28 protein-coding genes are annotated in these 26,869 nt (G+C 67.8%); 14 read left to right on the top strand and 14 right to left on the bottom strand.

The features are described from left to right. Nucleotides 1–4 precede the first annotated feature (4 nt). The 6 genes from ACFVVC_RS13955 to ACFVVC_RS13930 form a co-directional block, all read right to left on the bottom strand. Complete coding sequence (locus ACFVVC_RS13955) at nucleotides 5–1,360, bottom strand: acyltransferase (protein WP_387454208.1); 1,356 nt, start codon at nucleotides 1,358–1,360, stop codon at nucleotides 5–7. Nucleotides 1,361–1,469: 109 nt separating this feature from the next. Next, the gene (locus ACFVVC_RS13950; protein ID WP_387454205.1) at nucleotides 1,470–1,868 is read right to left on the bottom strand and encodes a DUF1304 domain-containing protein; all 399 of its coding nucleotides are present in this window, start codon (nucleotides 1,866–1,868) and stop codon (nucleotides 1,470–1,472) included. Nucleotides 1,869–1,904: 36 nt separating this feature from the next. Continuing rightward, on the bottom strand, nucleotides 1,905–2,756 hold the full coding sequence (locus ACFVVC_RS13945) for a class II fructose-bisphosphate aldolase (protein WP_387454202.1): 852 nt from the start codon (nucleotides 2,754–2,756) through the stop codon (nucleotides 1,905–1,907). Further along, a complete protein-coding gene (locus tag ACFVVC_RS13940) occupies nucleotides 2,756–4,222 on the bottom strand; it encodes a GntP family transporter (RefSeq protein WP_387454199.1) in 1,467 nt (488 codons plus the stop codon). Before ACFVVC_RS13940 ends, ACFVVC_RS13945 begins: the two co-directional genes overlap by 1 nt. Before the next feature lie 153 nt (nucleotides 4,223–4,375). Then, the gene (locus ACFVVC_RS13935) at nucleotides 4,376–5,275 is read right to left on the bottom strand and encodes an NAD(P)-dependent oxidoreductase (protein ID WP_387454197.1); all 900 of its coding nucleotides are present in this window, start codon (nucleotides 5,273–5,275) and stop codon (nucleotides 4,376–4,378) included. 93 nt (nucleotides 5,276–5,368) lie between these two features. Next, nucleotides 5,369–6,868: a four-carbon acid sugar kinase family protein gene (locus ACFVVC_RS13930; protein WP_387454194.1), complete on the bottom strand. Its 1,500-nt coding sequence runs from the start codon at nucleotides 6,866–6,868 to the stop codon at nucleotides 5,369–5,371. Between the two features lie 173 nt (nucleotides 6,869–7,041). On the opposite strand from ACFVVC_RS13930, the gene ACFVVC_RS13925 reads away from it, so the two are divergent. Further along, nucleotides 7,042–7,746 (top strand): FadR/GntR family transcriptional regulator, encoded by a 705-nt coding sequence (locus tag ACFVVC_RS13925; RefSeq protein WP_018763733.1) that lies wholly within the window; start codon nucleotides 7,042–7,044, stop codon nucleotides 7,744–7,746. A 114-nt stretch (nucleotides 7,747–7,860) separates the two neighbouring features. Further along, complete coding sequence (locus ACFVVC_RS13920) at nucleotides 7,861–8,073, top strand: dodecin (protein WP_018763734.1); 213 nt, start codon at nucleotides 7,861–7,863, stop codon at nucleotides 8,071–8,073. Between the two features lie 86 nt (nucleotides 8,074–8,159). On the opposite strand, the gene ACFVVC_RS13915 is transcribed toward ACFVVC_RS13920, so the two are convergent. Together ACFVVC_RS13915 and ACFVVC_RS13910 are read right to left on the bottom strand one after the other, a co-directional pair. Continuing rightward, nucleotides 8,160–8,366: a hypothetical protein gene (locus ACFVVC_RS13915; RefSeq protein WP_387454190.1), complete on the bottom strand. Its 207-nt coding sequence runs from the start codon at nucleotides 8,364–8,366 to the stop codon at nucleotides 8,160–8,162. Between the two features lie 150 nt (nucleotides 8,367–8,516). Continuing rightward, a complete protein-coding gene (locus ACFVVC_RS13910; RefSeq protein ID WP_387454187.1) occupies nucleotides 8,517–9,434 on the bottom strand; it encodes a helix-turn-helix domain-containing protein in 918 nt (305 codons plus the stop codon). A 197-nt stretch (nucleotides 9,435–9,631) separates the two neighbouring features. On the opposite strand from ACFVVC_RS13910, the gene ACFVVC_RS13905 reads away from it, so the two are divergent. From ACFVVC_RS13905 to ACFVVC_RS13860, 10 genes are all read left to right on the top strand, one after another. Then, entirely contained in the window at nucleotides 9,632–10,453 is an 822-nt protein-coding gene (locus ACFVVC_RS13905; protein ID WP_387454184.1) for an aldo/keto reductase, read from the top strand. Nucleotides 10,454–10,509: 56 nt separating this feature from the next. Further along, nucleotides 10,510–11,481: an aldo/keto reductase gene (locus tag ACFVVC_RS13900; RefSeq protein ID WP_387454181.1), complete on the top strand. Its 972-nt coding sequence runs from the start codon at nucleotides 10,510–10,512 to the stop codon at nucleotides 11,479–11,481. After that, a complete protein-coding gene (locus ACFVVC_RS13895; protein WP_387454178.1) occupies nucleotides 11,475–12,497 on the top strand; it encodes an NAD-dependent epimerase/dehydratase family protein in 1,023 nt (340 codons plus the stop codon). The genes ACFVVC_RS13900 and ACFVVC_RS13895 overlap by 7 nt, the downstream gene beginning before the upstream one ends. Before the next feature lie 81 nt (nucleotides 12,498–12,578). Further along, a complete protein-coding gene (locus ACFVVC_RS13890; protein ID WP_387454176.1) occupies nucleotides 12,579–13,301 on the top strand; it encodes a TetR/AcrR family transcriptional regulator in 723 nt (240 codons plus the stop codon). A 128-nt stretch (nucleotides 13,302–13,429) separates the two neighbouring features. Beyond that, entirely contained in the window at nucleotides 13,430–14,686 is a 1,257-nt protein-coding gene (locus tag ACFVVC_RS13885; protein WP_387454173.1) for an acyl-CoA dehydrogenase family protein, read from the top strand. 48 nt (nucleotides 14,687–14,734) lie between these two features. Next, entirely contained in the window at nucleotides 14,735–15,931 is a 1,197-nt protein-coding gene (locus ACFVVC_RS13880; protein ID WP_387454170.1) for an acetyl-CoA C-acetyltransferase, read from the top strand. A 40-nt stretch (nucleotides 15,932–15,971) separates the two neighbouring features. Further along, the gene (locus ACFVVC_RS13875; protein ID WP_387454167.1) at nucleotides 15,972–17,546 is read left to right on the top strand and encodes a long-chain fatty acid--CoA ligase; all 1,575 of its coding nucleotides are present in this window, start codon (nucleotides 15,972–15,974) and stop codon (nucleotides 17,544–17,546) included. Nucleotides 17,547–17,563: 17 nt separating this feature from the next. Continuing rightward, nucleotides 17,564–18,397 carry an aldo/keto reductase gene (locus tag ACFVVC_RS13870; protein ID WP_387454165.1) on the top strand — a complete coding sequence of 278 codons (834 nt, stop codon included), beginning with the start codon at nucleotides 17,564–17,566 and terminating at the stop codon, nucleotides 18,395–18,397. 129 nt (nucleotides 18,398–18,526) lie between these two features. Beyond that, nucleotides 18,527–18,790 carry a GlsB/YeaQ/YmgE family stress response membrane protein gene (locus ACFVVC_RS13865; RefSeq protein WP_018763745.1) on the top strand — a complete coding sequence of 88 codons (264 nt, stop codon included), beginning with the start codon at nucleotides 18,527–18,529 and terminating at the stop codon, nucleotides 18,788–18,790. 123 nt (nucleotides 18,791–18,913) lie between these two features. Further along, nucleotides 18,914–19,315, top strand: a complete 402-nt coding sequence (locus ACFVVC_RS13860) for a YtxH domain-containing protein (RefSeq protein WP_387454162.1) — start codon at nucleotides 18,914–18,916, stop codon at nucleotides 19,313–19,315. A gap of 180 nt (nucleotides 19,316–19,495) precedes the next feature. Here ACFVVC_RS13860 and ACFVVC_RS13855 read toward each other — a convergent pair whose 3' ends face one another. Together ACFVVC_RS13855 and malQ are read right to left on the bottom strand one after the other, a co-directional pair. Then, a complete protein-coding gene (locus ACFVVC_RS13855) occupies nucleotides 19,496–20,338 on the bottom strand; it encodes a putative protein N(5)-glutamine methyltransferase (RefSeq protein WP_387454159.1) in 843 nt (280 codons plus the stop codon). A gap of 63 nt (nucleotides 20,339–20,401) precedes the next feature. Beyond that, complete coding sequence (gene malQ, locus ACFVVC_RS13850; protein WP_387454156.1) at nucleotides 20,402–22,612, bottom strand: 4-alpha-glucanotransferase; 2,211 nt, start codon at nucleotides 22,610–22,612, stop codon at nucleotides 20,402–20,404. A 285-nt stretch (nucleotides 22,613–22,897) separates the two neighbouring features. Here malQ and ACFVVC_RS13845 point away from each other — a divergent pair, with 285 nt between their 5' ends. Next, complete coding sequence (locus ACFVVC_RS13845) at nucleotides 22,898–23,944, top strand: aldo/keto reductase (protein ID WP_387454153.1); 1,047 nt, start codon at nucleotides 22,898–22,900, stop codon at nucleotides 23,942–23,944. A 148-nt stretch (nucleotides 23,945–24,092) separates the two neighbouring features. Continuing rightward, nucleotides 24,093–24,389, top strand: a complete 297-nt coding sequence (locus tag ACFVVC_RS13840) for a DUF3040 domain-containing protein (protein ID WP_387454150.1) — start codon at nucleotides 24,093–24,095, stop codon at nucleotides 24,387–24,389. Here ACFVVC_RS13840 and ACFVVC_RS13835 read toward each other — a convergent pair. The 4 genes from ACFVVC_RS13835 to ACFVVC_RS13820 all read right to left on the bottom strand — a co-directional run. Then, a complete protein-coding gene (locus tag ACFVVC_RS13835; RefSeq protein ID WP_387454147.1) occupies nucleotides 24,300–25,328 on the bottom strand; it encodes a DMT family transporter in 1,029 nt (342 codons plus the stop codon). The two genes, ACFVVC_RS13840 and ACFVVC_RS13835, sit on opposite strands and share 90 nt — an antisense overlap. Next, nucleotides 25,325–25,921, bottom strand: coding sequence for a TetR/AcrR family transcriptional regulator (locus ACFVVC_RS13830; protein ID WP_387454144.1), 597 nt, complete (start codon nucleotides 25,919–25,921; stop codon nucleotides 25,325–25,327). The genes ACFVVC_RS13835 and ACFVVC_RS13830 overlap by 4 nt, the downstream gene beginning before the upstream one ends. 71 nt (nucleotides 25,922–25,992) lie before the next feature. Then, nucleotides 25,993–26,535 (bottom strand): gluconokinase, encoded by a 543-nt coding sequence (locus ACFVVC_RS13825; RefSeq protein ID WP_387454141.1) that lies wholly within the window; start codon nucleotides 26,533–26,535, stop codon nucleotides 25,993–25,995. Next, nucleotides 26,532–26,869 (bottom strand): zinc-binding dehydrogenase (locus ACFVVC_RS13820; RefSeq protein ID WP_387454138.1); only part of this gene is annotated, 338 nt, incomplete at its 5' end. The genes ACFVVC_RS13820 and ACFVVC_RS13825, both read right to left, overlap by 4 nt.

The raw sequence follows: 26,869 nt of genomic DNA, 5'->3' as shown, positions 1-26,869 counted from the left end.
GGCACTACTTCACCCCGCTGGCAATGCCCCTTCGGCCGCGCCGCCGGCGGGATTTGACCCGGGCTGCAGGCCCGCCCCGGGCCCTGGTCCCGGCCCGCGGCCGGCGCCGCAGCGGAAACCCGCCCAGCAGGAGGATCGCCGCGGAAAAGCACAGGGTGCCTGCAGCCAGCAACCCCAGTGACAATCCGCTGAGGGCGGCGTCTGCCGCGGGAATAAAGACCACTACGACGGCGGCCGCCGCCAAGGCGGGCCGGCTGCGGTAGGCGTATGGCGCTGTCACCCGGTCCTCAAGGCGGCCGAAGGCGGCAGCGACGGGGAGCAGCAGGAGGATCAGCGCCAGGACCACCACGGGCCGCGACCACCACCATGCGGGGGTGCCCGCGCCGGGCTTGGGGAACGGCACCAGGAGGAGCAGCCCTGACATCGCACCCAGTAACGGCAGGTGCCACAAGTACACCGTCAGGGACCGGCTGCCCGCCACGCCCACGAGGCGGGCAATCCAGCGGACCTCGGCGAGCGCCGCCAGGACCGGCCGCGCAAGCTCCATCACGGCCAGCTGGGAAACGCCCAAAAGGACCAGGGTGAGGTTGGGTGGATTGAGGTTCACCAGCATGTTGCCGGTGTACAGCCCCAGCCCCGTTACCACTCCCAACGCAAGGTTCGCTGCCAACCCGATGGCCAGCAGCCCCGAACGGGACAGCCGGGACGTCCAGCCGTCGGCCGCCAGGAAGCCCAGTTGCTGCACTGCGCACCACACGAACACCAGGTTCGCGTAGGCAAGGTTCGGCAGCGCTGACCGGAAGCAATCCACGGCGACCACCAGGCCGAGAAGCAGGCCCAGCGCCAGCCAGGGGGAACGCGCATGGAGCGCCGCCAGGACCGGAATGTTCAACTGCGCCGCGAGGTAGGCCGCCAGGAACCACAGCGGCATGCCGGCGCCGGTGGCCATGAGCTGGACTACTTGCTGGTCCACCCCGAGGGCACGGGCCAACGACAGTCCCAGGACCATCGCCGCCAGCAGGGCGGTGGCGGGGCGGACCAGGCGAAGGAGCCGTGCACGGATGAACTGGGCCGCCGTGCCGCCCCGCGCCTTCAGGCGGCGCCAGGACTGCAGGCCGGTCACGCCCCCCGTAACGAAGAACAGTGGCATCACCATGAAGATCCAGATGACGGGGACAAACCAGTCCTGGTCGCCAAGGGTGTTCTCCGTTGTCACGGTCCCGTCCGGGTGCAGGACCGGGCTGACCATCATGGAATGCCCCACCACCACCAATGCCAGGCAGACGAAGCGGACAAGGTCGATCGCCGGATCACGGGCTGCCGTGTCCGCCTGGCCTTCACTCCCCTGCCCGCGCCGCACCGCGAGGCCTTACTGGGTCCCGACCCTGTTCACAGCACCATTCTGCGCCTGTTGCCGGAGGTGTAGAAGGGGCACGCGCGCCGGCGGCCGGCCGGGCGGGACGGTACAGCTAGAGCACTGCCACCAGGCCCAGGACGACGGCGAGCAGCGGCGTTGCGCCCTGGGTGGCGGCCGCGCGGAGGTACTTGCGGCCGCTGAGGGCCAGGACCACCGCCGCCAGGAGCATGGAGCCGCAGCTGGAAAATACCAGGGTCCAACCGGCAACGTGCTGCGCCGGCCCGGCCCCGAACACCACCAGGCCGATTCCGATCAGGGCGCCAACCGCCAGGAAGAGGTTGTAGAACCCCTGGTTGTACGCCAGCGGCCGGGTGATCTCTGCATGGTCCTGGGATCCGATGCTGAAGCGTTTCCAGGTGGCGGGCCTGGTCCAGGTCACGGATTCCATGGTGAAGATGAAAACGTGCAGCGCCGCAGCGAGGAAGGCAAAAAAGAGGGAGGCCAGGATCATGGCTTGATCCTAGCCTCCCCCGGGGTGGAGTCTTTCCTAGCGCGCCAGCGTGGCCAGCGTTGCGGTGGCGAATTCCTTGGCGGAGTGGTTCCACCGGGCCAGCAGGCCCTGCAGGTTTTCGCCGTCCGCGCGGTGGGCGGGCAGCTGGTCCTGCAGGGTGGCCAGCACGCCGGTCCGCAGTTCGGTGTTGAAGTTGACCTTGCCAACGTTCATGGCCGCGGCTTTCACCAGTTCCCCGGCCGGGATGCCGGACGCGCCGTGCAGCACCAGCGGAATGTGGACCCGGGCCGCAATGTCCTGGAGCACGTCCCAACGCAGCCGGGGCTCGCCCTTGTACTTGCCGTGGACGTTGCCCACGGCCACGGCGAGCAGTTCCGCGCCGGTGCGGGACACGAAGTCCTCCACCTGCGCCGAGTCGGTCAGGCCCGCAACGTCGGCGCCGGACTGGTCGGCGCCGAAGGCGCGGTCCTCGTCGCCGGCCAGGCCGCCAAGTTCCGCTTCAAGCACCACGTCGGAGCCCAGCAGGGCTCGGGCCGCCTTGACCAGGGCAATGTTGTCCTCGTAGGCCAGGGACGAACCGTCGGCGAGGACGGAATCCGCCCCTGCCGCGACGGCGTCGGCCATCACTTTGAGGTCGCTGGCGTGGTCAAGCTGTACAGCCACCGGCACCGAGGCGGCGTCAGCCAGGGTGCGGAGGGCCGCTATGAGCCTGAGCCCGTTTGCGGTGGCGGCGGTCTTGGGTGCCACCAGCAGGATGGCGCCGCGTCCTGCTTCTTCTGCGGCGCCCACCACGGCCAGCGCGGTGGTGAAGTCGTAGCAGGTGAAGGCAGGGACAGCGGAACCCCGTTGGAGGGCGGAGGTGACCAGGTGGTCCAGGCGGGTACGCATCAGACGCCCAGGCCTCCCACCAGGATCCAGGCCACGAAGGTCAGCAGGAAGCCGGCCACGCCCAGGATGGTGGTCAGGACGGTCCAGGTCTTCAGGCCGTCGGAGACGGTGAGGCCGTAGTAGCGCACCACAACCCAGAAGCCGGCGTCCGTGACGTGGGACAGGCCCAGGGCACCGAACCCGATGGCGATCACGATCACGGCGATCTGGGCCGGGCTGTAACCGCCGCCGCTGACTGCAGCGGACAGCAGGCCGGTGGTGGTCACGATGGCCACGGTGGCCGAGCCCTGCGCGGCGCGCAGGGCCAGCGAGATGATGAAGCCGAGCAGCAGCAGCGGAACGCCGAGGGTGTCCAGGGTCTTGGACAGCGCCGATCCGATGCCGGAGACCTGCAGCACGTTGCCGAACACGCCGCCGGCGGCCACCACCATCAGGATGGAGGCGATGGGGGGCAGGGAACCTTCGAAGATCTCGCCGGTTTCCCGGAAGGACCAGCCGCGGCGGACGGCCAGCAGGAAGAAGGACAGCGCCACGGCCACCAGCAGGGCCAGGAAGGGGTTGCCGATGAAGGCAGCGAGGCCGTACAGCGGATCGGACTTGGGGATCACGAGGGTGCCAACGGTACCCAGCAGGATCTGCACGATCGGGGCGGCGATCAGGAAAATGATCAGGCCCGGGCGGGGAGGTGCAATGGCTGCGGCACCGGGGCCATCGTGGCCCACCTTGGCCAGCGAGTCGGAGCCGAACTCCTCCACCTGGGTCTTCACGGCGGGCAGCAGTTCGTAGTCCTTGCGGTTCATGATGGACGCCACCCAGTAGGACAGGAAGCCCAGCGGAATGCAGATCAGCAGCGAGATCAGGGCGATCAGTCCAATGTCGGCACCCAGCACGCCCGCGCCGGCAACGATTCCCGGGTGCGGGGGCACGGCCACGTGGATGGCGAGCATGATGCCGGCCATCGGCAGGCCGAACTTGACCGGATGGACCTTGGCGATCTTGGCGAAGGCGTACACGATGGGCACCAGCACGATGATGCCCACTTCGAAGAACACGGGGATGGCCACCAGGAAGCCGACGGCGGTCAGCGCCACAGCCACGCGGCGTGCGCCGAGCTTGCGGGTGAAGTGGTCGGCCAGCGACTGGACGCCGCCGGAGACCTCGATCATGCGGCCCAGTACGGCGCCGAGCGCGATCAGGATGGCAACCTTGCCCATGGTGCTGCCCACGCCGCCGGACACCACGGTGAAGATGTCCTGCAGCGGGATCGTGGCGGCCACGGCAACCAGGATGCTGACGGTCAGCAGGGCGACGAACGCCTGGATCTTGAAGCGGATGATCATCACCAGCAGGATGGCGATGCCTACCGCGGCGATGGTGAGGAGCAGCGGGGTGCCCAGCTCCACGGCGGGCTTGATGGCCGGAGCATCGGCCGCCCGCTGGATCAGCGGGCTCATCAGGTGGTTCACGGGAAATTGTCTCCTTTGACGTGCCGGTCCGGGGCAGACGGGCATCAGGTATTACGGCGGGGATGGAACGCTGCGGTCACGTGCCGCAACGCTGGGAGGTACGACGACGGCGGAGGGGGGACCGCCGTCGTCGGACCGTTTGGGGGAAGACGCTTACTTGGTGCGCTTGGCGGGGGCGACCACCTTGATGACGGCGGAGTCATCAGCGGCGGCGAGGCCCTGGGCCTGGCCCAGCAGGTAGAGCTGCTCGGCGGCGGCGGCAACGGGGGCTGCCAGGCCGGCGGCGCGGGTGGCTTTGCCCACGATGCCCATGTCCTTGACGAAGATGTCCAGGCGGGACAGGACCTCGGCGCCTTCCTCGTTGTAGGCCTCCAGGATGCGGGGGCCGCGGTTGGAGAGCATGAAGGAACCGGCAGCGCCCGCTTCGAGGGCGGCGAGGGTCTTGGCCTGGTCCAGTCCGAGCGCGTCGGCCAGGGCCAGTGCCTCGGCGGCGGCGGCGATGTGGACGCCGCAGAGGAGCTGGTTGACGGTCTTCAGGGCCTGGCCGTCGCCGGGGTTGTCACCCACCACGGTGAGCGTGGAGGCCAACAGGTCCAGGGCCGGCGCGGCCTTTTCGCGGGCTTCGGGGGACGCGCCGACGACGATCAGCAGGTCTCCTTCGCCGGCGCGCTTGGGGCCGCCGGACAGCGGGGCGTCCACCAGGTCCACGCCGTATTCGGCCAGCCTGGCCACGGTGGCGGGGATGGCGTCGGTGCCCACCGTGCTGCCGAGGATGACGACGGCGCCGGGCTCCAGGACGGAGGCCACGCCGTTTTCGCCGAAGAGGACATCGTTGAGCTGCTCGCCGTTGCGGACGGCCAGGAGGACTGCGTCCGCGCCCTTGGCGGCTTCGCGGGCGGTGGTGAAGGTGGCAATGCCGGCATCCTCGGCGAGCTTGAGGCGGGGCTCGGCGATGTCGAAGCCGTGGACAGTCAGCTGCGAGGCCAGGCGGGTGGCCATGGGCAGGCCCATGGCCCCGAGGCCCAGGACGGTGACGGTGTAGTTGCTGGTCATGGTGTTCTCCGTTGAATTTTTGGGGTGTTGAGGGGACCCGGGGATTGAGCCTGTCGAAATCCGGGTTTCGACAAGCTCAACCACCGGTGGGGATCAGAACGTGTTGCTGAGCTTGCGGGTGACCTGGGCCAGGGAGTCGTCGTCGCCCACGTTGCCGGCAAACACGATGTACGGGATGCCTTTGGCGGGGCCGTCCACCGGTTCCCAGAGGCTGACGATGCCCGGGAGCATGGGGCCGCGGACAATGCCGTGCCGGATTTCCAGGCCGTGGGCTGCAACGTCGGAGGACGTGATCCCGCCCTTGGCGATGACGAACCGCGGCGGGAAGGTCTTCAGGGTGCGGTTGACCACGTCCACGACCGCGGCGGAGACGGTCCGGGCGATCCGCAGGCTTTCGGCGGGGTCATCCGTCTTGATCAGCAGGCGGCTGGTGTGGACGACCACGTCGCCGGCATGAAGGGCCTCGACGACTGCCTCGACCGTGCGGTCAAGGTGCGCCTTGGCGTCCGGCTCGGCTGTTCCGGTTTCGGCGGCAAGAAGCTTCTCGACGTCGATCTCGATGATGCGCGCAGAACTGTGTTCGGCCGTGAGGACGTTCAGCTGGCGGGTGGTGACGCCCACGTGCGAGCCCACCACGATCAGGCCGCCCGCCTCCGACGGGGTGTTGCCTGCGTAGGCCTCTTCGGAGGTCAGCGCGGTACGGACCTCCTGGCCGATGCGGCCGCGGACGAACGGCGGGCCCACGCGGTACAGGAGCTTCTTGCCACGGCGTTCAGCCTCTTCAAGGCCCAGTGCCAGGGCTCGGAAGTCGTTTTCCGTGACGATGTCCGCCACGATGGGCGTGGAGTCGGTGGCGGGTTCAATGGCGTCAGCGATGGCCTTGGCGGAGATTGCCGGGTCCTGGGCGGAGGCGCCGGCACGGATGATGTTCAGGTCCAAGACGATCACTGAGTCCGCGGGGTACCTGCCCTGGGATTTCTCAGCGACGTAGTCGGCCATGACGGACGTGCTGAAACCGAAGGAGGCGTCCATGGCGAACTCGGTCTCGGAGACGGGGACCAGGGTGCCCTTGGCGTCGCCGGTGCCGCGCATGTAGTGGATGCCGCCGATGGTGAGCCGGCCGGCGTCGGGGAATGCGGGAACCAGGACCACGCCATCGGTCTTTTCGCCGCTGACCTCGGCAACGGTGGCCGCGATGACGTCGGGCTCCAGCGGGTAGTGGCCCCTGAGGGTGGAGTCGCTGCGGCTGACGAATCCCAGCCGCAGGGAGCCGGGTGATCCTGCTGCGGCGAGGGCGTTGCGGACCACCTCCGCGTTGCGGGCAGCCGCTTCAGCGGGGTCGAGGCTTCGGGTATTGGTGAGGACGTAGACCGCGGGCTTTCCCTGCGCAAAGGCCCAGGTGAAGTCCTCCACGTCCCACCTGGTGAGCACGGGCAGGTCGGCCACGGACTGGGTGCCGGTGGGGTCGTCGTCCAGCACCACCAGGATGCGGGGGACCTCTGCATTGGAAGCGGCCAGCGAGCCGGCAACGAGCCCTGCGGGGATCTCTATGTCTGCCGGGTAGGCGGCCAGAAGGTCTGCTTCAAGCGTCACAGTGCACTCCATTGTGTAGCGATCCGGAACCCGGATACTGATGTAAAGGTAACTGTAAGATGTCTGACATCTTGCATTTGAATGTTAGTGTGGCACACGGCATAAAGACGCGCAAGTAGACTTGTCTGACATATCCGCCGGGCGTTGGCCGGAAGCAGGAAGCGGGGGAAACCATGGCAAGGAAATCGCTGGTCGGCATTGTGGCCGATGAGTTGCTGGACCGGATCATCGAAGGCGAGTTTCCGCCCGGCGCCACGGTTCCGGGCGAGCTGGAACTCAGCGCCCGCCACGAAGTCAGCCGCATGACGGTCCGCGAAGCGATGAAGACGCTCCAGGCCCAGCAGATCCTCAGCGTCGAACGCGGTCGGGGGACGTTCGTCAACCCCCTGAGCCGGTGGACATCGCTGGAAGCGGTGCTGCGGGCGGCATCAGAGGGCAAGAACGACGCCGACGCCTCCATCCAGCTCATCGAGCTCCGCCGGATGCTGGAAACCGGAGCCTGCGAACTTGCCGCCGGACGCATCTCGGAGGAGGACATTGCCTCCTTGTTCGCCTACGTTTCGGCCATGAAGGCCGCCAACAGCATCAACGACGTCGCAGCGTTCGTGGAGGCCGATCTCGGCTTCCACGACGTCATCCTGCGCGCCTCGGGGAACGTCTTCGTCTCGGTCCTGTTCGAGCCGCTGCACCGCGTCCTGGAAAAGCGCCGCGCCGAGACTTCGGCCGTTCCGGCCATCCAGGAACACGCCATCGGACACCACCAGAACATCGCCGAGGCCCTGGAGTCCCGCGACCCGGCCCGCTCCCGCACCGCCATGGACGCCCATATGCAGCAGACGCTGGACGACCTGCGGAACCTGGTCCTGCCCGCCAAGTAAGCCCACGGGCGACACGCGTGAAGGGGGCAAGCCCTCTGGTCAACGCTCTTGGAGTGCCACTAGGCTTCAGGGACGGCCCGCAACCGGGAGCAACGATGATCACGAGGAGCGAAGTTGTCCAACCACACGTACAGCATTTCTGAAATTGTCGGCACCTCCACCGAAGGCGTGGACGACGCCGTCCGGAACGGGATCGCCAAAGCCTCCCAGACCCTCCGGAACCTCGATTGGTTCGAGGTGAAGGAGATCCGCGGACACCTGGAGGAAGGCAAGGTCGCTGACTGGCAGGTAACCATCAAGCTCGGCTTCCGGCTGGAAGATCACTGAACTTTCCAGCTTTAACGCCGGGAGGTCGTGAAGCGTGGCTTCACGACCTCCTCTTTGTTAAGCGGGTTTGCTAACCGGGCGCCGGCCTAGTTCGCCGTCCCCTGGCTGCGGCGCCGCCAGACCGTTGGGACGCCGTCGAACGCGGGGAAAACCTGGCCTTCGAAGAAGGACAGGACGGTGCGGGAATCCGAGTCCGGGCTCCAGAGTCCGGAGGCCGGGCAGTGCGAACCCGTGGCCGTGGACGTGGCGCCGGCGGAAGCCTGGCGTTCCTTCAGCAGTGCGATGCGTTTCATCGTTGAGACCATCCTGGGGTGATAAGAACCGGGCGGGGAAGCTTGTTCTTCAACCCTAGGAAACAGCCGGCCGAAGCCCAATGGGCGGCTGGCCAGAATCGGCGCCCTCCGCTGGACGAATGTACAGTAACGGCACCCTTGCTGCGGCCCTTAGTCCGCCTGCCCGCCGTCGGCCACCGTGGCTGCGTCCCGCGACGTGCCCGCGTCCCTGCCGCCGACAGTGGTACTGGCGGCACCCAGGCTGCCGAGCAACGCCAATGCATCCGACGACGGCGAGCCCGGCCGGGCAGAGTACACCCGGAGCATCTGGTCGGGGTCCTCCGGCAGGACCAGGTTCTCGAAGTTCAGTTCCAGGTCGCCCACCTCGGGATGGTGCAGCCGGACAGTGCCCGCCGCCCTCGTGGCCACGCGGTGCCCGGCCCACCACTGCCGGAAATGTTCGCTGTGCACGGCAAGCTCGCCCACCAGGTGGTTGGCTTGCGGATCGTTGGGATGCCGCCCCACGTCGAGCCGAAGGGATCCGGCGGCTTCTGCAGCCACTGATTTCCAGTCCCTGAAAAGCTCCCGCGCCGCCGGGTCAAGGATGGTCCAGCGGGTGAGGTTCCGCTCCGCCGCAGGCAGTGCCGGAAAATCGGCGAACAGCAGGAACGCCATCCTGTTGCCGGCCAGGACATCGCTGCGCCGGCCCAGCACCAGGGCGGGCACCTCGCCCACCGCGTCGAGGAGTTGCCGCAGCGCGGGCCTGACCCCCTGCGCGGCGGCCGTGCCGGCCTCGCGGGGACCGCCGGCACAGTTCTCGAGCAGGTCCATCATGTGCGCGTGCTCGCTGCTGTCCAGCCGCAGCGCCCTCGCCACAGCGTCCAGGACGGTGCGTGAGGGGTGGATGTTCCGCCCCTGCTCCAGCCGGACGTAGTAATCGGTGCTGACCCCGGCCAGCCGCGCCACTTCCTCCCGCCGCAGGCCCGGAACCCTGCGGGCACCGGTGCTGGGACCCGTTCCTGCAACCTCCGGACTCAGCCGGGACCGCATGGCTTTGAGGAATTTTCCGAACTCGGCGCTTTGACCCATGCAGACCATTCTGCCCGGGAAGGGTGTGCCGCTCCACCCACAAGGTAGGACTGGGAATCCTAGGAAAAACAGGAACAGCTTTGCCTGCTGACTTGTCGGGCAAAAGTGCATAGGCTCAGGAGTGAGCCAGCGGAAACCGCTTTCTTCGTCGAGCAGCCGGCACCGATCCACATCACCATCGTCCCAGGAGCACACCCATGTCAGAGCTGACACTCAACAACGGCGTCACCGTCCCGCAACTCGGCTTCGGCGTCTTCCAGGTCCCGCCGGAAGACACCCAGCGCACCGTGGAGGACGCCCTCGAGGCCGGCTATCGCCACATCGATACCGCGGCCGCCTACCGCAACGAGGCCGGAGTGGGTGCGGCGCTGGCCGCCACCGGCATCGCCCGCGAGGACATCTTCGTAACCACCAAGCTGCGCAACGGCGAGCAGGGCCGCGCGCAGGAAGCGTTCCAAAACAGCCGCAAAGCGCTGGGCCTGGACTTCATCGACCTCTACCTCATCCACTGGCCGGTCCCCTCGCAGGGACTGTTCGTCCAGGCGTGGAAGGAGATGGAACGGCTCTACCAGAACAAGGAAATCCGCGCCATCGGAGTCTCCAACTTCTTGTCCGACCACCTGGACACCCTGCTGGCGTCCGCCGAAACCGTGCCCGCCGTCAACCAGATCGAACTGCACCCCAGCTACCAGCAGGCGGACCTCGCCGCAAAGTGCCGGGACCTGGGCATAGCTGTCGAGGCGTACAGCCCGCTTGGCCAGGGCGGGGACCTGAACGGAAATGCCGTTACCGCGATCGCCAACGCCCACGATGCCACCACCGCCCAGGTGGTACTCGCCTGGCACCTGGCCCAGGGAAACATCGTCATCCCCAAGTCGGCTAACCCCGGCCGGATCAGGGAGAACTTCGCGGCGTCATCCCTCACGCTCTCCCCCGACGAACTGGCCGCCATCACGGCGCTCGAGTCCGGCGCCCGCATCGGGTCCGATCCCGCCGTCGCGGCCTTCACCCAGATGTAGGTTTCGACAAGCTCAACCACCGGGCGGACAGGCCCAACCCCTCGAAAGGATTTTCCATGCAGTACACCCAGTTGGGCCGCTCCGGCCTGAAAGTTTCCCGCCTCTGCCTTGGCACCATGAACTTCGGGCCGCAGACAGAGGAAGCGGACGCCCACAGCATCATGGACTCCGCCCACGCGTCCGGCATCAACTTCTTCGACACCGCCAACGTGTACGGCGGGGCAGACCACCGCGGCTGGACCGAGGAAATCATTGGGCGCTGGTTCGCCAAGGGCGGCGAGCGCCGGGAGCGCACCGTCCTGGCCACCAAGCTCTACGGCACCATGACGGACCGGCCCAACGAGTCCAAGCTCTCGGCACTGAACATCCGCAGGGCCCTGGATGCGAGCCTCAAGCGGCTGCAGACGGACTACATCGATGTGTACCAGTTCCACCACATCGACCGTGACACACCGTGGGACGAGATCTGGCAGGCCATCGAGGTGGCGGTGCAGCAGGGGAAGATCCTGTACTCCGGCAGCAGCAACTTCGCCGGGTGGCACATCGCCCAGGCCCAGGAGGCGGCGCGGCGCCGGAATTACACCGGGCTGGTCAGCGAACAGTCCATCTACAACCTGTTCACGCGGCAGGTGGAGCTGGAAGTCATCCCGGCGGCGCAGCAGTACGGCCTGGGCCTGATCCCCTGGTCGCCGCTGCAGGGCGGCCTGCTGGGCGGCGTGCTGAAGAAGGAGCGCCAGGGCGTGCGGCGTACCGAAGGCCGCGCCGCCGAGACGCTGAAGAAGCATGAAGACCAGATCCGCCAGTACGAGGACTTCGCCGACGAGCTGGGGCACGAACCGGGCGACGTCGCACTGGCGTGGCTGCTGCACCAGCCCGCCGTGACCGCCCCGATCGTGGGCCCGCGCACGCAGGAACAACTGGATGCTGCCATCCGCGCCCTGGACGTCACCCTCGACGCAGACGCGCTCAAGCGGCTCGACGACATCTTCCCCGGCCACCGCACGGCACCGGAAGACTACGCGTGGTAACTCCCCTTGCGGCCGGCACCGTGGCGCCAAGGAACATCCTCTTCGTGGGCGGCACCGGGGTCATCAGCGCGGCGGCGGCAGAACACGCCGTCGCGCTGGGCCACCGGCTGACCATCCTGAACCGGGGCCAATCCACCAGGCCGATTCCGGACGGGGCTGAAGTGCTGCACGCGGACGTCCGTGATGCGGCCGCCGTCCGCGGGGTGCTGGGCGGCAGGGAGTTCGACGCCGTGGCGGACTTCATCGCCTATACCCCGGACCAGGCGCAGACCAGCATGGAACTGTTCCGGGACCGGGTGGGCCAGTACGTCTTCATCAGCTCCGCCTCCGCCTACCAGAAGCCGCCCACCAGGCTGCCCATCCTGGAGTCCACGCCGTTGAAGAACCCCTTCTGGCAATACTCCCGGGACAAGATCGCGTGCGAGGAGCTGTTGTTCCGGGCCTACCGGGAAGATGACTTTCCGCTGACCGTGGTCCGGCCGTCGCACACCTACGACCGCACCAAAATCGCCATGGTGGGCGGCTGGACGGACATCCACCGGATGCGGAGCGGGCTTCCGGTCATAGTGCACGGCGATGGCACCTCACTGTGGACGCTGACGCACAGCAAAGACTTCGCCAAGGCGTTTGTTGGGCTGCTCGGAAGGCCCCAGGCGGTGGGTGAAAGCTACACCATCACCTCCGACGAGTACCTGCCGTGGAATCAGATCTACCGGCTCTTTGCCCGGGCGGCCGGCGTCGGTGAACCCGAACTGGTGCACGTGGCATCCCAGACCATCGCCGCGCACGACCAGGAACTGGGTTCCAACCTGCTGGGCGACCGGTCCCACTCGGTGGTCTTCGACAACGCCAAGATCAAGTCCCTGGTCCCGGACTACACGGCCACCATCCCGTTCGCGGACGGAGCCCGGGAAATTGTCCAGTGGTACGACGCCCACCCGGAGCTGCAGCAGGTCAACGAGGCCTATATGCAGCTTTCGGACAAGCTCACCGGCTGGGCCCGGCAAGGCACCTGATCCGTACCTGCCGGCGTGGCCGGCCTGCCGCACCATCCCGCGGCAGGCCGGCCACATTGCCGCTGTGCTAGATTTCGGCGCATGACCTCACCCCCTCCGAGCCATCCTGCCGACGGGCCTGTCGCCGCCGCCATCGAACTCCTGGCAAAGCAGGGTTTCGATGCAACGTCTGTAGAGGAACTCGCGGAGGCCTCGGGCATGAGCCGCAGCACGTTCTTCCGGAGGTTCGGGTCCAAGGAGGATGTGGTCTTCGCTGACCATGAGCGCATCCTGCAGCAGGTGAACAACCGGCTGGCGGACTCACGGCTGGAGCCCTTGGCGGCCGTGGCGGACGCGGCACTCCTGGTGTTCGACCACCACTTGCGGAACCGCGGCACATCCCTGGCCCGGTACGGGCTGCTGCAGGCGGTGCCGGCCCTCCGGGACCGGGAACTGGTCACCTCCCACCGGTATGAGCGGGCGTTCCTGCGGTACCTCAATGACAACCTGCCCAAGGACGGCCGCCGCGAGTACGCGGCCGTTGCCTTCGCCGCAGCCGTGGTGGCCGTGCACAACGCCTTCCTCCGGCAATGGCTTCGCGCGTCCCCCGCGCCCGGGGAATCCGGGCAGCCGGACAGGGCGCGGGCGGCAGCCCTCGCCAGTGAACTCGCAGCGCTGGCCGAAACGTTCCGGCCAACCCTCCTCGGTCCTGGCGCCACTGTTGACACCACGGATCAAAACGCAGCCACCGTCGTCGTCACCGTGCTCGCCGGCCCGGCGGACAAGGATGCCATCGCCCAGGCGGTCCGCGAGGCCTTGCCCTGACGCCCGGGCGCGCATTTGGTACCGAGTTTCTTGACGTGGAACTGCGTTTCAGTGCATTCTTAGTCGGAGCGGCGTGAGCCACATCACCCGGGCGGCCCGCGGCCGCCGCTGAACCAGAGGATGCAGACATGACGACGACGTCGCCCAGCCCAGCACCCACCGTCACCGGCGGTGCGCCGGACTTCCCCACCGGAACCGTGGAACCCGAGTACCTTCTCACCGAGGCCCTCGGCACCGATCCCGCCTCGGTCTTTGCCGCCATCAACGCCGAAGACCGGAAGTACTGGGACCGCGCCCGCCGCTTCGTCCAGGAGGAAGTCCTCCCCGTCATCGACGGCTACTGGGAGCGCGGCGAGTACCCGCTGCACCTCCTCCACCGCCTCGGCGAACTGGACCTGCTCCGCGACGGCATCACCGTGGACGGCTTCGAGCCGATGAGCAGCATGGCCGCCGGACTGGTGAACATGGAAATCAGCCGCGGGGACGGATCCGTGGCCACCATGATCGCGGTCCAGGGCGGCCTCGCGCTGCGGTCCGTCGCGGAGTGCGGATCCGAGGCGCAGAAGGAGCGCTGGCTGCCGGCGATCGCCCGCGGTACGGAGTACGCCGCCTTTGCCCTCACGGAGCCCACCCATGGATCCGACTCCGTGGCCCTGGAAACCACGGCAACCCGCACGGACGGCGGTTTCCTGCTCAATGGCGAAAAGAAGTGGATCGGCAACGGCTCCGTCGGTGGCGTCAGCGTTGTCTGGGCGCGCGGCGATGGCGGCCAGGTGCACGGCTACCTGGTCCCCCAGGATTCGCCCGGCTACGCCGCCACCAGGATTGAGGGCAAGCTGGCCCTTCGCGCCATCTGGCAGGCCCACATCCGGTTGGAGAACGTCTTCGTGCCCGAAGGCAACGTCCTGCCGGGCGCACGCACGTTCAAGGACACCGCCCGCGTCCTGTTGGCGACCCGCCTCGGTGTGGCCTGGTCCGCCGTCGGGCATGCCACCGCCTGCTACGAGACGGCCGTCCAGTACGCCAAGCAGCGCAAGCAGTTCGGCCGCCCGCTGGCCGCCTCCCAGATCATCCAGGAGCGCCTCGCGCGGATGCTCAGCGAATTGGCAACCATGCAGCTGATGGTGGTCCAGATGACCCGGCTCGACGAGGCCGGCACGCTGACCCCGGAGCAGGCCTCGCTGGTCAAGTACACCTGCACCCGGACGGCCCGCGGCATCGCCTCCAATGCCCGCGACCTCCTGGGCGGCAATGGCATCCTGCTGGCCAACCGGGTGGCCCGGCACCTGGCCGATATCGAAGCAATCCATACCTACGAAGGCACCGAAACCGTGCAGGCACTGATCATCGGCCGTGGCATCACAGGCGTCTCCGCCTTCGCCTGACCCTTACCGCCCGACTTTGGCCGCCCCATCCTCCCGAAAGGACTGTTCTTGAACCAGAACGCCAACATCCCCGTCATCCTCGGCGGCGCCCGGACGCCCTTCGGCAGGTTCCGCGGTGGCCTCACCCCCTTCTCGTCGAGCGAGCTGGGCGCCCACGCGATCCGGGCAGCGCTGGAACGGACCGGTGTGGCTCCGGAGCTCATCGGAGCCGTCATCGTGGGGCAGGTTATCCAGGCCGGCGCCGGCCAGGGCCCCGCACGGCAGGCCAGCCTCGGCGCCGGCATCGGCTGGGACGTTCCCACCATCACCATCAACAAGCTCTGCCTGTCCGGGCTGACGGCAGTCATTGACGCCGCACGGATGATCCGCGCCGGCGAAGCGGACTTCATCGTCGCCGCCGGCCAGGAATCGATGACCAACGCACCGCACCTGGTCCCCGGGCTTCGCGCCGGCGTCGTCATCGGCGATGCCCCCATGCTCGACTCCCTGAACCACGACGGCCTCCAGGATCCGGTGAGCGGCAAACTGATGGGCGAGGCCACGGATGCCGGAAACGTCGAGCGGGGGATCACCCGTGCCGAGCAAGACGCCGTGGCCGCCCGGTCCCACCAGCGCGCCGAAGCGGCCCGCACTGCCGGTGTGCTCGCGGAGGAAATCGCGCCGATCCAGGTACCGCAGCGCAGAGGCCCCGCCGTGACCCTTGAGCACGACGAGGGCATCCGGCCGGAAACCACGGCCGAATCGCTGGCGCAGCTCCGGCCGGCGTTCTCCAAGGATGCCGCAGCCACCATCACCGCCGGCTCGGCGTCGCCCCTGTCCGACGGTGCGGCGGCGCTGGTGATTGCCAGCAAGGACGCCGCCATCGCCGCCGGGCTGGAATGGATCGCCGAGATCGGCGCGCACGGCCAGACTGCCGGACCGGACGGATCCCTGCACTCCCAGCCCGCCCGGGCCATCGAGCGCGCCCTCAGGGTCGAGGGCCTCAGCACGCAGGACCTCGACCTGGTGGAAATCAACGAGGCCTTCGCCTCGGTCCTGATCCAGTCCGCGAACGATCTTGGCATCGACACCGAAACGGTGAACGCCGAAGGCGGCGCGATTGCCCTGGGCCACCCCGTCGGCGCCTCCGGCGCCCGCCTGGTGCTGCACCAGGCGCTGGCGCTGAAACGGCGCGGCGGCGGCACCGGCGTCGTAGCCCTCTGCGGGGGCGGCGGCCAAGGCGACGCCCTCATCCTCAAAGCCTGACCCTCCCACCAGCGCGCCACTCCCACCAAAGAAGCAGGCCATGAACACCAACAACTCCGCTGACGGTTTCGCCACCATCTCCGTCGCCGCCATCCTGGCCGAATCGGCACACCGGACCCCGGACAGCATTGCCCTGGTCGTGGGTGAGGACAAGGTCAGCTACCGGGACCTGTGGAGCCAGACCCGCGCCTACGCCGGAGCGCTGCGGGCCCGCGGCGTAGGTCAAGGAGACGCCGTCGCCGTCCTCATTCCCAACGTTCCGGACTTCGCGCGGGTGTACTACGCCATCCTGTCGCTGGGCGCCATCGTTGTCCCTGTCCATGCCCTGCTCAAGGCCCGCGAGATCGAATATGTCCTGCAGGACAGCGGGGCCGGGCTGCTGGTCTGCGCTGCCCCGCTCCTGGCCGAGGGCGCGGCGGGCGCTGCCGCCAGCGCAGTGGACGTGGTGACGGTTTTGGCACCGGACGACGACGGGTTCCCCCGGCTGGAGGCGGAGGCCGGCGCCGCCGAACCCATCCGGACCTATGAACCCTGCCGCCCTTCGGACACGGCCACCATCCTTTACACCTCGGGCACCACGGGCAAACCGAAGGGGGCGCTGGGCACGCACTTCGCCCTGGTGGAACAGACCAGCGTCCTGCTCACCAGCGTGATGGACTTCCGGCCCGGCGACGTCCTGTTCGGTGGGCTGCCGCTCTTCCACACCTTCGGCCAGACCGTTGTCCTCAACACGGGACTCCGTGCCGGCGCCACGATCGTCCTGATGCCGCGCTTCACCGGCGCGGACGCCCTGCAGCTGCTGGCGAAGCACGACGTGAACATCTTCCTCGGCGTGCCCACCATGTACGTGGCTCTCCTGGAAGCCGCCAAGTCAGCGCCTGAACGGCCGAAGGCCCTGCGGTACGGCATCTCCGGCGGAGCCTCCCTTCCGCTGGCCGTGATGGACAGGTTCCGCGACGTCTTTGGCGTGGAAATCCATGAGGGGTACGGCCTCACCGAGACCTCACCGGTGGCGGCGTTCAACCATGTAGGCACCGCGCCGCGGCCGGGAACCATCGGGGTCCCGATCTGGGGCGTGGATATCGAAATCGCCCGCCCCGAGACGGTGGAAAGCATTGAACTGCTGCCCAACGGGGAACTGGGCGAGCTCGTGATCCGCGGACACCTGCTGATGAAGGGCTACCTCAACCGCCCGGAAGCAACGGCGGAAGCCGTGGTGGACGGCTGGTTCCGCAGCGGTGACCTTGGGACAAAGGACGACGACGGCTACCTCACCATCGTGGACCGCAAGAAGGACATGATCATCCGCAATGGGTACAACGTCTATCCGCGGGAAGTGGAGGAAGTCCTGCTGACGCACCCGGCCGTGGTCAGCGCGGCCGTTTACGGAATTCCGCACGAGACGCACGGGCAGGAGATCGCGGCTGCAATCGTGCTGGACTCGGGAGCCACCGTCACTGAATCCGAGCTGATCGAGTTCGCCAGTACCCGGCTTGCGGCCTACAAGTACCCGCGGGTGGTCAGGATCCTTTCCGAACTGCCCCTTGGACCGAGTGGAAAAATCCTCAAGCGGAAACTGGCCGAGGACCCCGCATGGGACAAGACCGGCCGATAAAGGGGGAGACTGGTGGAATGACACTCGCACCGCTCATCACCCTCAATGATGGCAACAGCATTCCCCAAATGGGCCTGGGCACCTGGCCGCTGGACGACGACCAGGTGGCGGCCGCCGTCGTACAAGCCGTGGAAGCCGGGTACCGGCACATCGATACCGCGGTGAAGTACGGCAATGAACGCGGCGTGGGCAACGGCATCCGGGCGAGCGGACTGGACCGCAGCGAACTCTTCGTCACCACCAAGCTCGACGGTGAGTTCCAAGGCCACGACCGCGCCGCAGCGGGGTTGGAGGGTTCACTGAAGCGCCTGGACCTGGACTACGTGGACCTGCTGCTGATCCATTGGCCCATGCCGGGCAGGGACCAGTTTGTTTCCACCTGGCAGACCTTTGAACGGCTGCAGGCGGAGGGAAAGGTCCGGTCCATCGGGGTGTCCAACTTCAAGCCGGCGCACCTGGAGCGCCTGCTGGCAGAGACGGACGTGGTGCCTGCGGTCAACCAGGTCCAGCTCAGCCCGGCGATTACCCGGACCGCTGAGCGCGAATTCCACGCCAGGCACGGGATCGCCACGGAATCGTACAGCCCATTGGGCGGATCCGGCGCAGGTTTGCTGAGCGCCCCCATTCTGTCGCAACTGGCCGAAAAACACGGGAAAACCCCCGGCCAGCTGGCCCTGAGGTGGCACATACAAAACGGATTGGTAACGATTCCCAAGACCTCTTCCCCGGAGCGGATGCGGGAGAATCTTGACGTGTTCGATTTCGCCCTGGACCCGCAGGATCTAGCGGAACTTTCGGCCCTGGACGAGGGTCCGGGCGCCGGCAATGATTCCGACAAAACCGGGCATTAGGAACGGCCCGAACAGCACTTTTTCCAAAACAGGTTGGCAAATAGATAGTAAGCATGATTACTATTGAGCCAGAAGGATGAAGTGCCTCCGGGACCCGGAGGCCTCCTCTACCTAGGAAGAGAGCTACAAATGGGATTTATTGCATTTCTGATTCTCGGACTTATCGCTGGTGCGATCGCTAAGGCGATCCTCCCGGGCAGGCAGGGTGGCGGCTGGGTCGTCACACTGATCCTGGGCGTTGTTGGCGCGCTCCTCGGCGGCTGGCTGGGCGGAATGATCTTCGGCAGTGGACTGCAGGAGTTCTTCTCCATCCAGACGTGGCTGCTGGCGATCGTCGGCTCGCTGATCGTCCTTGCCATCTACGGCATGGTCACTCGGCGCAGCGCCCGCTAAAAGCTCGGGCAAGCCAGGAAGCCGGCTTGGGGACACTCTCCCCAGGCCGGCTTTCATTTTCTCCGGCTACGGGTTCCCCCCCATGCCGGAACTGACAACCCTCTCGCAGAGCAGGAGTTCATCGTGAAAAACAAGCTTCTTTTGGGTGTGGGCGTGGCCGTCGGCTACGTTCTCGGCTCACGGTCCGGCCGCGCAGCGTACGAAAAGCTGAAGACCCGCGCGGTCGGCATTTGGGACAGCAAGCCGGTCCAGGACAAGGTCGCCGTGGCCACGGAGGCCGTCAAGGAAAAGGCCCCTGAAGTGGCCGACCAGCTCGGCGAAGCCGCCCGCAGGGCAGGCACTGTGATCGGCTCGGCAATGCACCGCGACGGGACGTCCGGCGGGAGCCGGACCTCCGCAGGCGTTGCCGGCACCTCCCCAAGTAACAACACGGCGGAGCTGGGCGAAGACCACATTCCCGCCCACAGCACCCACCCGGAGACCACCAACCTTGGTACCTCGGACGGTAGCGAAGGTAAGGCCTGACGCCTGGTCCATCGCCTTTCGTTTAGTGCTGCAGCCGTGTGACAAGCACACTCGACCAGTGATGTGCTACAACTGAATCGCCTTGCTGGCCGTCGCGATCCTTGGGGGACGCGGCGGCCAGCATTGTCTTAAGCGCGGCGAGGTCATTTTCAAAGGAAAATTCCTGTCCCGCGGCAGCACTTAGTCCTTGTCGATTCCGGGCAGGGCCCGGCCCACAACCACCGTCGCGTCCAGGTCCTCCGAGCGGACCGTCCGTGTCCGGAACCCGGCCGCAGCCAGGATGGCAGAAGTCCCGGCCGCCTGGCGTTCGCTGGTTTCGATGAGCACGTACGCGCCAGGCGCGAGCCACTCAATGGACCCGGCGGCAACACGTCGGTGGAAGTCCAGTCCGTCCTCGCCGCCGTCCAGCGAAATCACGGGCTCGTACAGCCGGGCTTCGGGCGGCATGGTCCTGATGGCCTCGGTGGGCACATAGGGCGCGTTGACAGCCAGCATCCCGACACGGCCGCGCAGCGCGGTGGGGAGCGCCTGGAACAAATCGCCCCGATGAACAAAGCCGCCAAGCGGCCCGATGTTTCGCCGCGCGCACCGTGCGGCTGTGGCGTCGATGTCGGCCGCATGCAACTCCACATCGGTCAACGCCTGAAGGATGGCTGCCCCCACGGCACCGGACCCGCAGCACAGGTCGACGACTACCGGAGGTACCGCCAAGGGGCTGCCGGACAGGAGTGCCACGGCCTGGTTGACCAGCAGTTCCGTGCGGCGACGGGGTACAAACACCCCGGGCTCAACGACAATGCGGCGGCCCGCGAACTCCGCCCAGCCCAGCACGTATTCCAGCGGCACCCCCTCAACGCGCCGCCGGACATTCCGCGCGAGCTCCGCAGGCCCGGGCGCCTCCGACAGCAGCAGCCGGGCCTCTTCCTCGGCGAAAACGCAGCCGGCTGAGCGCAGGAGGGCGACGATGTGGTCGAAGGCCGGGGTGGGAGGGCGGTCAACAGCGCTTGATTCAGGAACTGGCATCTCAACGCCTCTCAGTGGACCGGCTGGGAACCCGCGCCGGGGCACGTGGTCTTTGAAGACCGTTCAGGACCCGTGCAGGGCCCCCTCCACCGCCGCAAGCAGCGAGTTAAACCTCTTATTGGCGGGAAGGTCGTCGAGGTAGACGGGTTTGCCGTCAGGGCCGCCCAAGGGCACCTGCCAGTTGGGGTACAGCGCCTCGGTGGTCCCGGGCTGGTTCTGGACCCGCCGCTCCCCCACCGCATCCACCAGGGCCACGCCGAGCAGCACCGACGGCGACTGGGCCAGCAGGAGGTGCAGCGCCTCGATGGTGTGTTCCTCCGCCGACTGCCCGGAGGCAGCCACCTCGCTGAGGTACCCCCGTTCGCGCAGCAGGGCAAACATCTTTTCCAGCGATGCGTTGTGCTCGGCCCGCTCTTCCTCCTCGGAGCGCTCCAGCAGGCCAAGGCGGCTGCGCAACGCCACGTGGTCCCCGGCGAGGTAGCCGGCGGTGGGCGGGAGGTCGTGGGTATTGACGCTGGCGAGTGCCTGCGTACGGTACTTTTCCGGCGCCAGCGGGGAATCGCCGTCGTACTCAAACCATAGGATGGACGTGCCAAGGATGCCGCGGGCAGCGAGGTAGTCACGCACCCACGGTTCAAAGGTTCCCAGGTCCTCCCCGATCACCACGGCGCCGGCGCGGTGCGCTTCGAGGGCGAGGATGCCGATCAGGGCCTCATGGTCGTACCGGACGTAGGCGCCGTCCCCCGGCGCGTTGCCGGCCGGGATCCACCACAACCGGAACAGGCCCAGGATGTGGTCAACGCGAATGCCCCCGGCGTGCCTGAGCACGGTGGCGAGCATGTTGCGGAACGGCTCGTAGCCGGTTTCGGCAAGCCGGGTGGGGTGCCATGGCGGCTGGCCCCAGTCCTGGCCCTGCTGGTTGTACATATCCGGCGGCGCGCCCACGCTGGTGGCCGGCGCCAGCACGCCGCGCAGCGTCCACGCGTCGGCACTGCTGTGGTCCACCCCCACGGCGAGGTCGTGCACCACGCCCAGGCGCATACCGGAGCGCAACGCAGCCTGCTGGGCCTCCTCCAACTGTTCGTCGCAGATCCACTGCAGCCAGCGGTGGAACCCGATCCGGTCCGCCAACTTCTCCCGCAGCGCCTCCGCCTCGCGTGTTCCGATGGCGCAGGCCGGATCCGTCCAGAGCGGGTCGTCCGGCGCGAGGTCCTCGCGGATGGCGGACCAGAGGGCGAAATCGTCCAGTCCGGCGCCGGAGATCCGGCAGAACTCGTCGAACGCCGCCTCCCGGGCCGGTGAGCGCCGGGCGTGGTACAGCATTTCCAGCGCCTGCAGCTTCGCCGCGTACACGGCGTCGCGGTGCAGCCGGGCCCCGTCCTTGTTCAGCCCTGCGACTTCCTCGTGCAGCTTTTCCAGCGCCGCCCGCTTCCGCGGCCGAAGGTAGGCGAGCTCGGGAACCGCCTCAATGCGGATGTACAGCGGGTTGAAGAACCGCCGCGTAGACGGGGAGTAGGGTGAGGGCTGGACCGGCGGAACCGGCTCCGCCGCATGCAGGGGATTGACCAGCACATAATCGGCGCCGCGCTCGCCACTGATCGCCGCCAGGTCCGCCAGGTCCGCGAAATCGCCGATGCCCCACGACCGCTTGGACCGGACCGAATAAAGCTGCGTGGCCAGGCCCCAGCCGCGCCGCTCCATCAGGGGTGCCGCCGTGTCCAGCCGCGCCGGCGTCACCACCAGCGTGGCGGTGGCCGTGGCACCCTCGGAGTCGGCGTGCAGGGTATGCCAGCCCAATGGGAGGTCCGGTGGCAGGGAAAAGGTGGCACGTCCGGTGGGAATGCCGTCGACGTCCCGGGGCTGGACCCAGACGTCCTCCTGGGCCGCCTCCAGTGAGCCCGCGCCGCCTTCGAGCGTGACTGTCAGCCGCGCCGTGGCGCCGTCCCGGACATGGACCGGAACCTGGGCGGGCTCGCCCTGCTTGATGACGACGGCGGGCGGCAGCATCCGCCGCCAGGGCGCCAATTCCGCGTCCGCCAGGGCAGCTTCGATTTCCTGGTTCGTCTGGGCCTGCACACCCAGGGCGGCGAGCACCTTGATCAGCGTCGTTTCGGCAACGGAGTGTGGGAGCCCGTCCCAGCCCTGGAAGGAGGTGCCAACCCCATGCGCATCCGCCAACTGCTGGAGCAGGTGCGGATCCACCGGCGCCTGCGCGGCGGGAGGGTCTGCGGGCATGCTTGGCCGTGGTGCGTGCTGCTGGTCTGAAGCCGTCATGGGTGTCCGCCTCGTCTGTGATGGTCCCGAACTTACAGTGCTGCCTGTTGCCCCGGGAGCTGACACCCCAGTGCACAACCGTTGGTTCAGATTATTGCAGGGCGCAGCCGGGGCGAAACCCGGGCCACGGATGGCGGTGACCGCCACAAAACGTCATCCCGGCTCGCTCCGGTTACTCCATGCGACGAAAAGAGAAGGACTAAGGCGGAAATCTGCGGCGGCCCGCGGAATCTGTGTAGCGTCATGACGATCCACGGCGCGGCAACCATATGGAGGAGACCGGAGATGAGCCTTAGCGAACTGCGGGTGTTCGGACGGTCGGGAACCCCCATCAGCCCGCTCACCCTTGGCACCATGAACTTTGGCGAAGGAGCGGGCGGCCCGCAGGGTGCCCCCACCGGCGCGGATGAGGCCATCCGCATCATCCACGCGGCGCTCGAGGCAGGCATCACGGCCATTGATACCGCGGACGTCTATTCCCAGGGCGAGTCCGAACAGGTGGTGGGCAGGGCGTTGCGGGGCCGGCGGGACGACGTCTTCCTGGCCACCAAGTTCCACGGCCAGATGAGCCCCAATCCGGCACACTCGGGGAACTCCCGCCGCTGGATCACCCAGGCCGTCGAGGGCAGCCTCCGCCGGCTGCAGACGGACCGCATCGACCTGTACCAGGCGCACCGGCCGGACTACAACACCGACGTCCTGGAAACCATCACCACCCTCAACGACCTCATCCGCCAGGGCAAGATCCTCTACTACGGCACCTCGGTGTTCACGCCGGCGCAGCTCGTCGAGGCGCAGTGGCTGGCCACCACCAACCACCTGATTCCACCGCTGGGCAACCAGGTTCCCTATTCGATGCTGGTCCGCGGCAACGAACGCGACGTACTGCCCATCGCCCAGCAGTACGGCCTGGGCGTCCTGGCGTACGGACCCCTGGCGGGCGGCTGGCTCTCCGGCAGCTTCGTCCTTGACTCGGGGAAGCCGCCCACCCGGGTCCACACGCTGCCGGGCCGGTACGACATTTCCGGGCCCGCAAGCGAGCGGAAGCTGCTCGCCGCTGACTCCCTGGCCCGGCTGGCAGACAAGCTGGAGATGCCACTGGTGGACCTGGCCGTCGGCTTTGCCCTGACCCACCCCGCGATCAGCAGCGTAATCATCGGCCCCCGCAGCGAGGAACACCTCCAGGCCTACCTCCGCGCCGCGGATGTCCAGCTGGGCGAGACGGTCCTGGACGCCATCGACGACCTCGTTCCGCCGGGCACCAACTTCGTGGAGCGGGACGCCGGCGCGATTGTCCCGTCCATCGAGTTCGCTGAATTACGACGCCGGTAGCGGGCTCACGGCCCGGCAGCACAGTCACGCCCAAGGCCTCGTACGACGCCGGCGGGCGGGGCGGGACGCCCGGGAGACTCTTGACTAAGCGGTAGAAGACTCCTACGGTCGATACCGAAACCGCCTCCCAAGGAATACAGGGGCTGCCATGCCAATGTCCGATGAGGAGCGACGCCTGCTCAAGGAGCTGGAACTGGGGCTGATCGCGGACGATCCCCATCTGGCCATGGAACTGCTGTCCGGCTATCCCGCGCGCCGTTTCCCCACAGCCCTCCTCCCGGGATTGGCGGTGGCGGTCATCGGCCTGGTGCTGGTCCTGGCGGGGGCAGGACTGCCTGCGCCGGGCGCGGTGGTGCTAGGAGTCCTGCTGCTGGGGTTGGGCGCCTGCCTGTTGCTTGGCCCCATCGGGTTGAACCGGAGCGCGCGGCGGCAGCCCACCGCCTGACGGCACCGCCGTTGGGCGCGGACCCGGGATTGCTGCCGGCCGCGGCGCCAGGATGAACAGACTGGCCAGGACCGCGGCGGCGCCCAGCCAGCCGAGCGCCGGAAGCCTTTCTCCCACCACGAATACCGCCAATACGGCGGCTACCACCGTTTCGAGCAGCGAGATGCCGGTGGCCGTGCTCGCCCCCACCCGGGCAAGGCCCCAGCCGAACAGGAGATAGCCGGCGAACATCGGCACCACCGCCATGTAGGCCCCGACGCCGATGGTGGTCCACGACGCCAGGAGCGGGCCGCCCGTCAGGGCAAGGACCGGCATCAGGAAGAGCCCGCCCAGGCCAAAGACCGTTCCCATGGCCGCCCTGGGTGTGACACCGAGCCCGATCAGGCGATGGGCGGCCCAGGAATACAGGGCATAGGTACTGCCAGCCAGGAGTCCCAGGACCACTCCCGCCGTGGTGGTCCAGGAATCCGGGGCGGCGGACCCGGCCGGGCCATGTCCGGCAAAGGAAAGCAGCGCCGCTCCGCCCACCCCCAGCAATGCCCCGGCAATCCACCGCCGGCGCAGTGGATTCTTGTCCGCTGCCCGCTCGATGAGGGCCGCCGCAATGGGGGCCGAGCCGATGGAGACCACCGTTCCCACGGCCACGCCGGAGAGGTGCATTGAGCTGTAGAAGGCCAAGGGATAAACAGCCACCGCCGCTGCCCCCAGCAACACCAGTCTCCACCGCCGGAACAGGCCGGCTGGCTGGCTGGCAATGTGCCGTGCGGCGTACAGAGCCTGCAGCAACCCGCCCGCCCCCATGGCCACCGCGCCAATGGCAAGGGGGCTTACACCCGGTGCGAAGGTGGCGGCTGTCCCGGTGGTCCCCCAGAGGACGGACGCCGCCACCACGGACAACGCTCCCCACGGCAACGCCGGGCGGCGTGGAGTGGAGTTCACAGGGCGTCCAACAGTTGCGCGGCGATGGCCCGGGCTTGCCGCAGCGGCGCGTCGCCGCCCTCCAGGCCTGCCCTGGCCATGGCACCCTCGAGGAGGAAGGCCAAGTGGGCGGCAACGGCGGCCGCTTGCCCCTCCCTCCCGGGCAACAGCGCCGTGACGTGCCGGGCCAGGATTTCCTGTACCTCCTCCTTGTGGTGCCGTACCGCATCGCGGCCGGGATCCCCTGCGGGCAGTTCGGCCGCCGCGTTGAGCAGCCCGCATCCGCGGAATCCGTGTTGGTAGGCGGCGTTCGCGTGGTCCAGGTAGGCGTCGAAGACCGCCAGTGCCTGCTCCGCCGCGCTGCCTGCCTTTTCCAGCCGGGCGCGGTAAAGGCCCAGCCACTCCTCATGCCGTGCTTCCAGGTAGGCGGCCACCAGGTCCGCTTTGGATGTGAAGTTGTTGTAGAGGCTCTTCTTGGCCACGCCCGCCTCGGCCGTGATCGTGTCGATCCCGGTGGCCGCTACGCCGCGCGCATAGAAGAGGCGGGCGGCGGCATCGAGCAGCAGTTCCCGGGCGGGACGCCGGCTGGTCGCTGGGGTGCTAGGCACAGGCATGGGGCTCCTTGCGGTGGTGGTAGGTAGACCAGTCTACCTACCACCACGCGTGGGCGGAACCCGCTGGTGAATCAGGCGGTGCGGACCGCCTGTGCGGACTGGGCTTGGAGCTCCGTGGCCAGCCGTTCCACCAGGAGTTCCGGGGCCTGGGTGATATCGGCCAGGACGTGGGCCTCGTCCTCATCCAGTTCCTCCAGGGCCGCGAACTGGGTTTCCAGCAGGGTCCGCGGCATGAACTCGTGGGCGCGGGCTTCCATCCGCGCCCCGATGGTGTCTGCGCTTCCGGTCAGGTGGATGAAGACAACATCCGGCGCTGCGCTGCGCAGCAGGTCCCGGTAGCGGCGCTTCAACGCTGAGCAGGCGACGATCGGCGGGCCTGTTGTGACGCCGTCGGCCTTTCCTGCGAGCAACTCCCCCAGCGTGCCAAGCCAAGGCTCCCTGTCTGCGTCCGTGAGCGGTATGCCGGCGCCCATCTTCTGCTTGTTGGCGGCAGGATGGAAATCGTCGCCATCGAAGAACGGCATGTCCAGGCGCAGGCCCAGCAGGGAGCCCATAGTGGATTTCCCCGAACCGGACACGCCCATCACCACCAGGGGCGGCAACGGGGCGCTCACCGCTCCTCCCCGTTCCCGTCGAAGCTGAGGAGGACTTTGCCGGAGCTGGTGGAGTCCTTGGCCACCTCGAATGCGTGCAGGGCGTCCTCCACCGGGTATTGGTGGGTGATGACGGGGTCGATGTGCAGGGTGCCGTCGGCAAGGGCCGCGATGACCTCGTCGATTTCGTCGTTGAAGCGGAAGGAGCCTCTGAGGTCCAGTTCGCGGGTGATGGCCAGGGAGATGGGTAGCGGCTGCAGGCCGGTGGGCAGCAGCCCGACCATCACCACGGTCCCGCCGCGCACCGCGCCGCGGATGGCGGAGGCCAGCCCGTGGTGGTTGCCGGAGGATTCGA

The organism is Pseudarthrobacter sp. NPDC058196, from assembly GCF_042882685.1.
Classification (GTDB): Bacteria; Actinomycetota; Actinomycetes; order Actinomycetales; family Micrococcaceae; genus Arthrobacter.
This window is presented reverse-complemented; position numbering and strand designations above follow the sequence as displayed.

Excerpts from the sequence above, each read along its gene's own strand:
- malQ (WP_387454156.1), bottom strand. The coding sequence starts at position 22,612 with ATGACGGCTTCAGACCAGCAGCACGCACCACGGCCAAGCATGCCCGCA.
- ACFVVC_RS13915 (WP_387454190.1), bottom strand. The coding sequence starts at position 8,366 with ATGAAACGCATCGCACTGCTGAAGGAACGCCAGGCTTCCGCCGGCGCC.
- ACFVVC_RS13905 (WP_387454184.1), top strand. The coding sequence starts at position 9,632 with ATGTCAGAGCTGACACTCAACAACGGCGTCACCGTCCCGCAACTCGGC.
- ACFVVC_RS13935 (WP_387454197.1), bottom strand. The coding sequence starts at position 5,275 with ATGACCAGCAACTACACCGTCACCGTCCTGGGCCTCGGGGCCATGGGC.
- ACFVVC_RS13845 (WP_387454153.1), top strand. The coding sequence starts at position 22,898 with ATGAGCCTTAGCGAACTGCGGGTGTTCGGACGGTCGGGAACCCCCATC.
- ACFVVC_RS13870 (WP_387454165.1), top strand. The coding sequence starts at position 17,564 with ATGACACTCGCACCGCTCATCACCCTCAATGATGGCAACAGCATTCCC.
- ACFVVC_RS13890 (WP_387454176.1), top strand. The coding sequence starts at position 12,579 with ATGACCTCACCCCCTCCGAGCCATCCTGCCGACGGGCCTGTCGCCGCC.
- ACFVVC_RS13830 (WP_387454144.1), bottom strand. The coding sequence starts at position 25,921 with ATGCCTGTGCCTAGCACCCCAGCGACCAGCCGGCGTCCCGCCCGGGAA.
- ACFVVC_RS13875 (WP_387454167.1), top strand. The coding sequence starts at position 15,972 with ATGAACACCAACAACTCCGCTGACGGTTTCGCCACCATCTCCGTCGCC.
- ACFVVC_RS13910 (WP_387454187.1), bottom strand. The coding sequence starts at position 9,434 with ATGGGTCAAAGCGCCGAGTTCGGAAAATTCCTCAAAGCCATGCGGTCC.
- ACFVVC_RS13865 (WP_018763745.1), top strand. The coding sequence starts at position 18,527 with ATGGGATTTATTGCATTTCTGATTCTCGGACTTATCGCTGGTGCGATC.
- ACFVVC_RS13885 (WP_387454173.1), top strand. The coding sequence starts at position 13,430 with ATGACGACGACGTCGCCCAGCCCAGCACCCACCGTCACCGGCGGTGCG.
- ACFVVC_RS13925 (WP_018763733.1), top strand. The coding sequence starts at position 7,042 with ATGGCAAGGAAATCGCTGGTCGGCATTGTGGCCGATGAGTTGCTGGAC.
- ACFVVC_RS13900 (WP_387454181.1), top strand. The coding sequence starts at position 10,510 with ATGCAGTACACCCAGTTGGGCCGCTCCGGCCTGAAAGTTTCCCGCCTC.
- ACFVVC_RS13950 (WP_387454205.1), bottom strand. The coding sequence starts at position 1,868 with ATGATCCTGGCCTCCCTCTTTTTTGCCTTCCTCGCTGCGGCGCTGCAC.
- ACFVVC_RS13945 (WP_387454202.1), bottom strand. The coding sequence starts at position 2,756 with ATGCGTACCCGCCTGGACCACCTGGTCACCTCCGCCCTCCAACGGGGT.
- ACFVVC_RS13855 (WP_387454159.1), bottom strand. The coding sequence starts at position 20,338 with ATGCCAGTTCCTGAATCAAGCGCTGTTGACCGCCCTCCCACCCCGGCC.
- ACFVVC_RS13840 (WP_387454150.1), top strand. The coding sequence starts at position 24,093 with ATGCCAATGTCCGATGAGGAGCGACGCCTGCTCAAGGAGCTGGAACTG.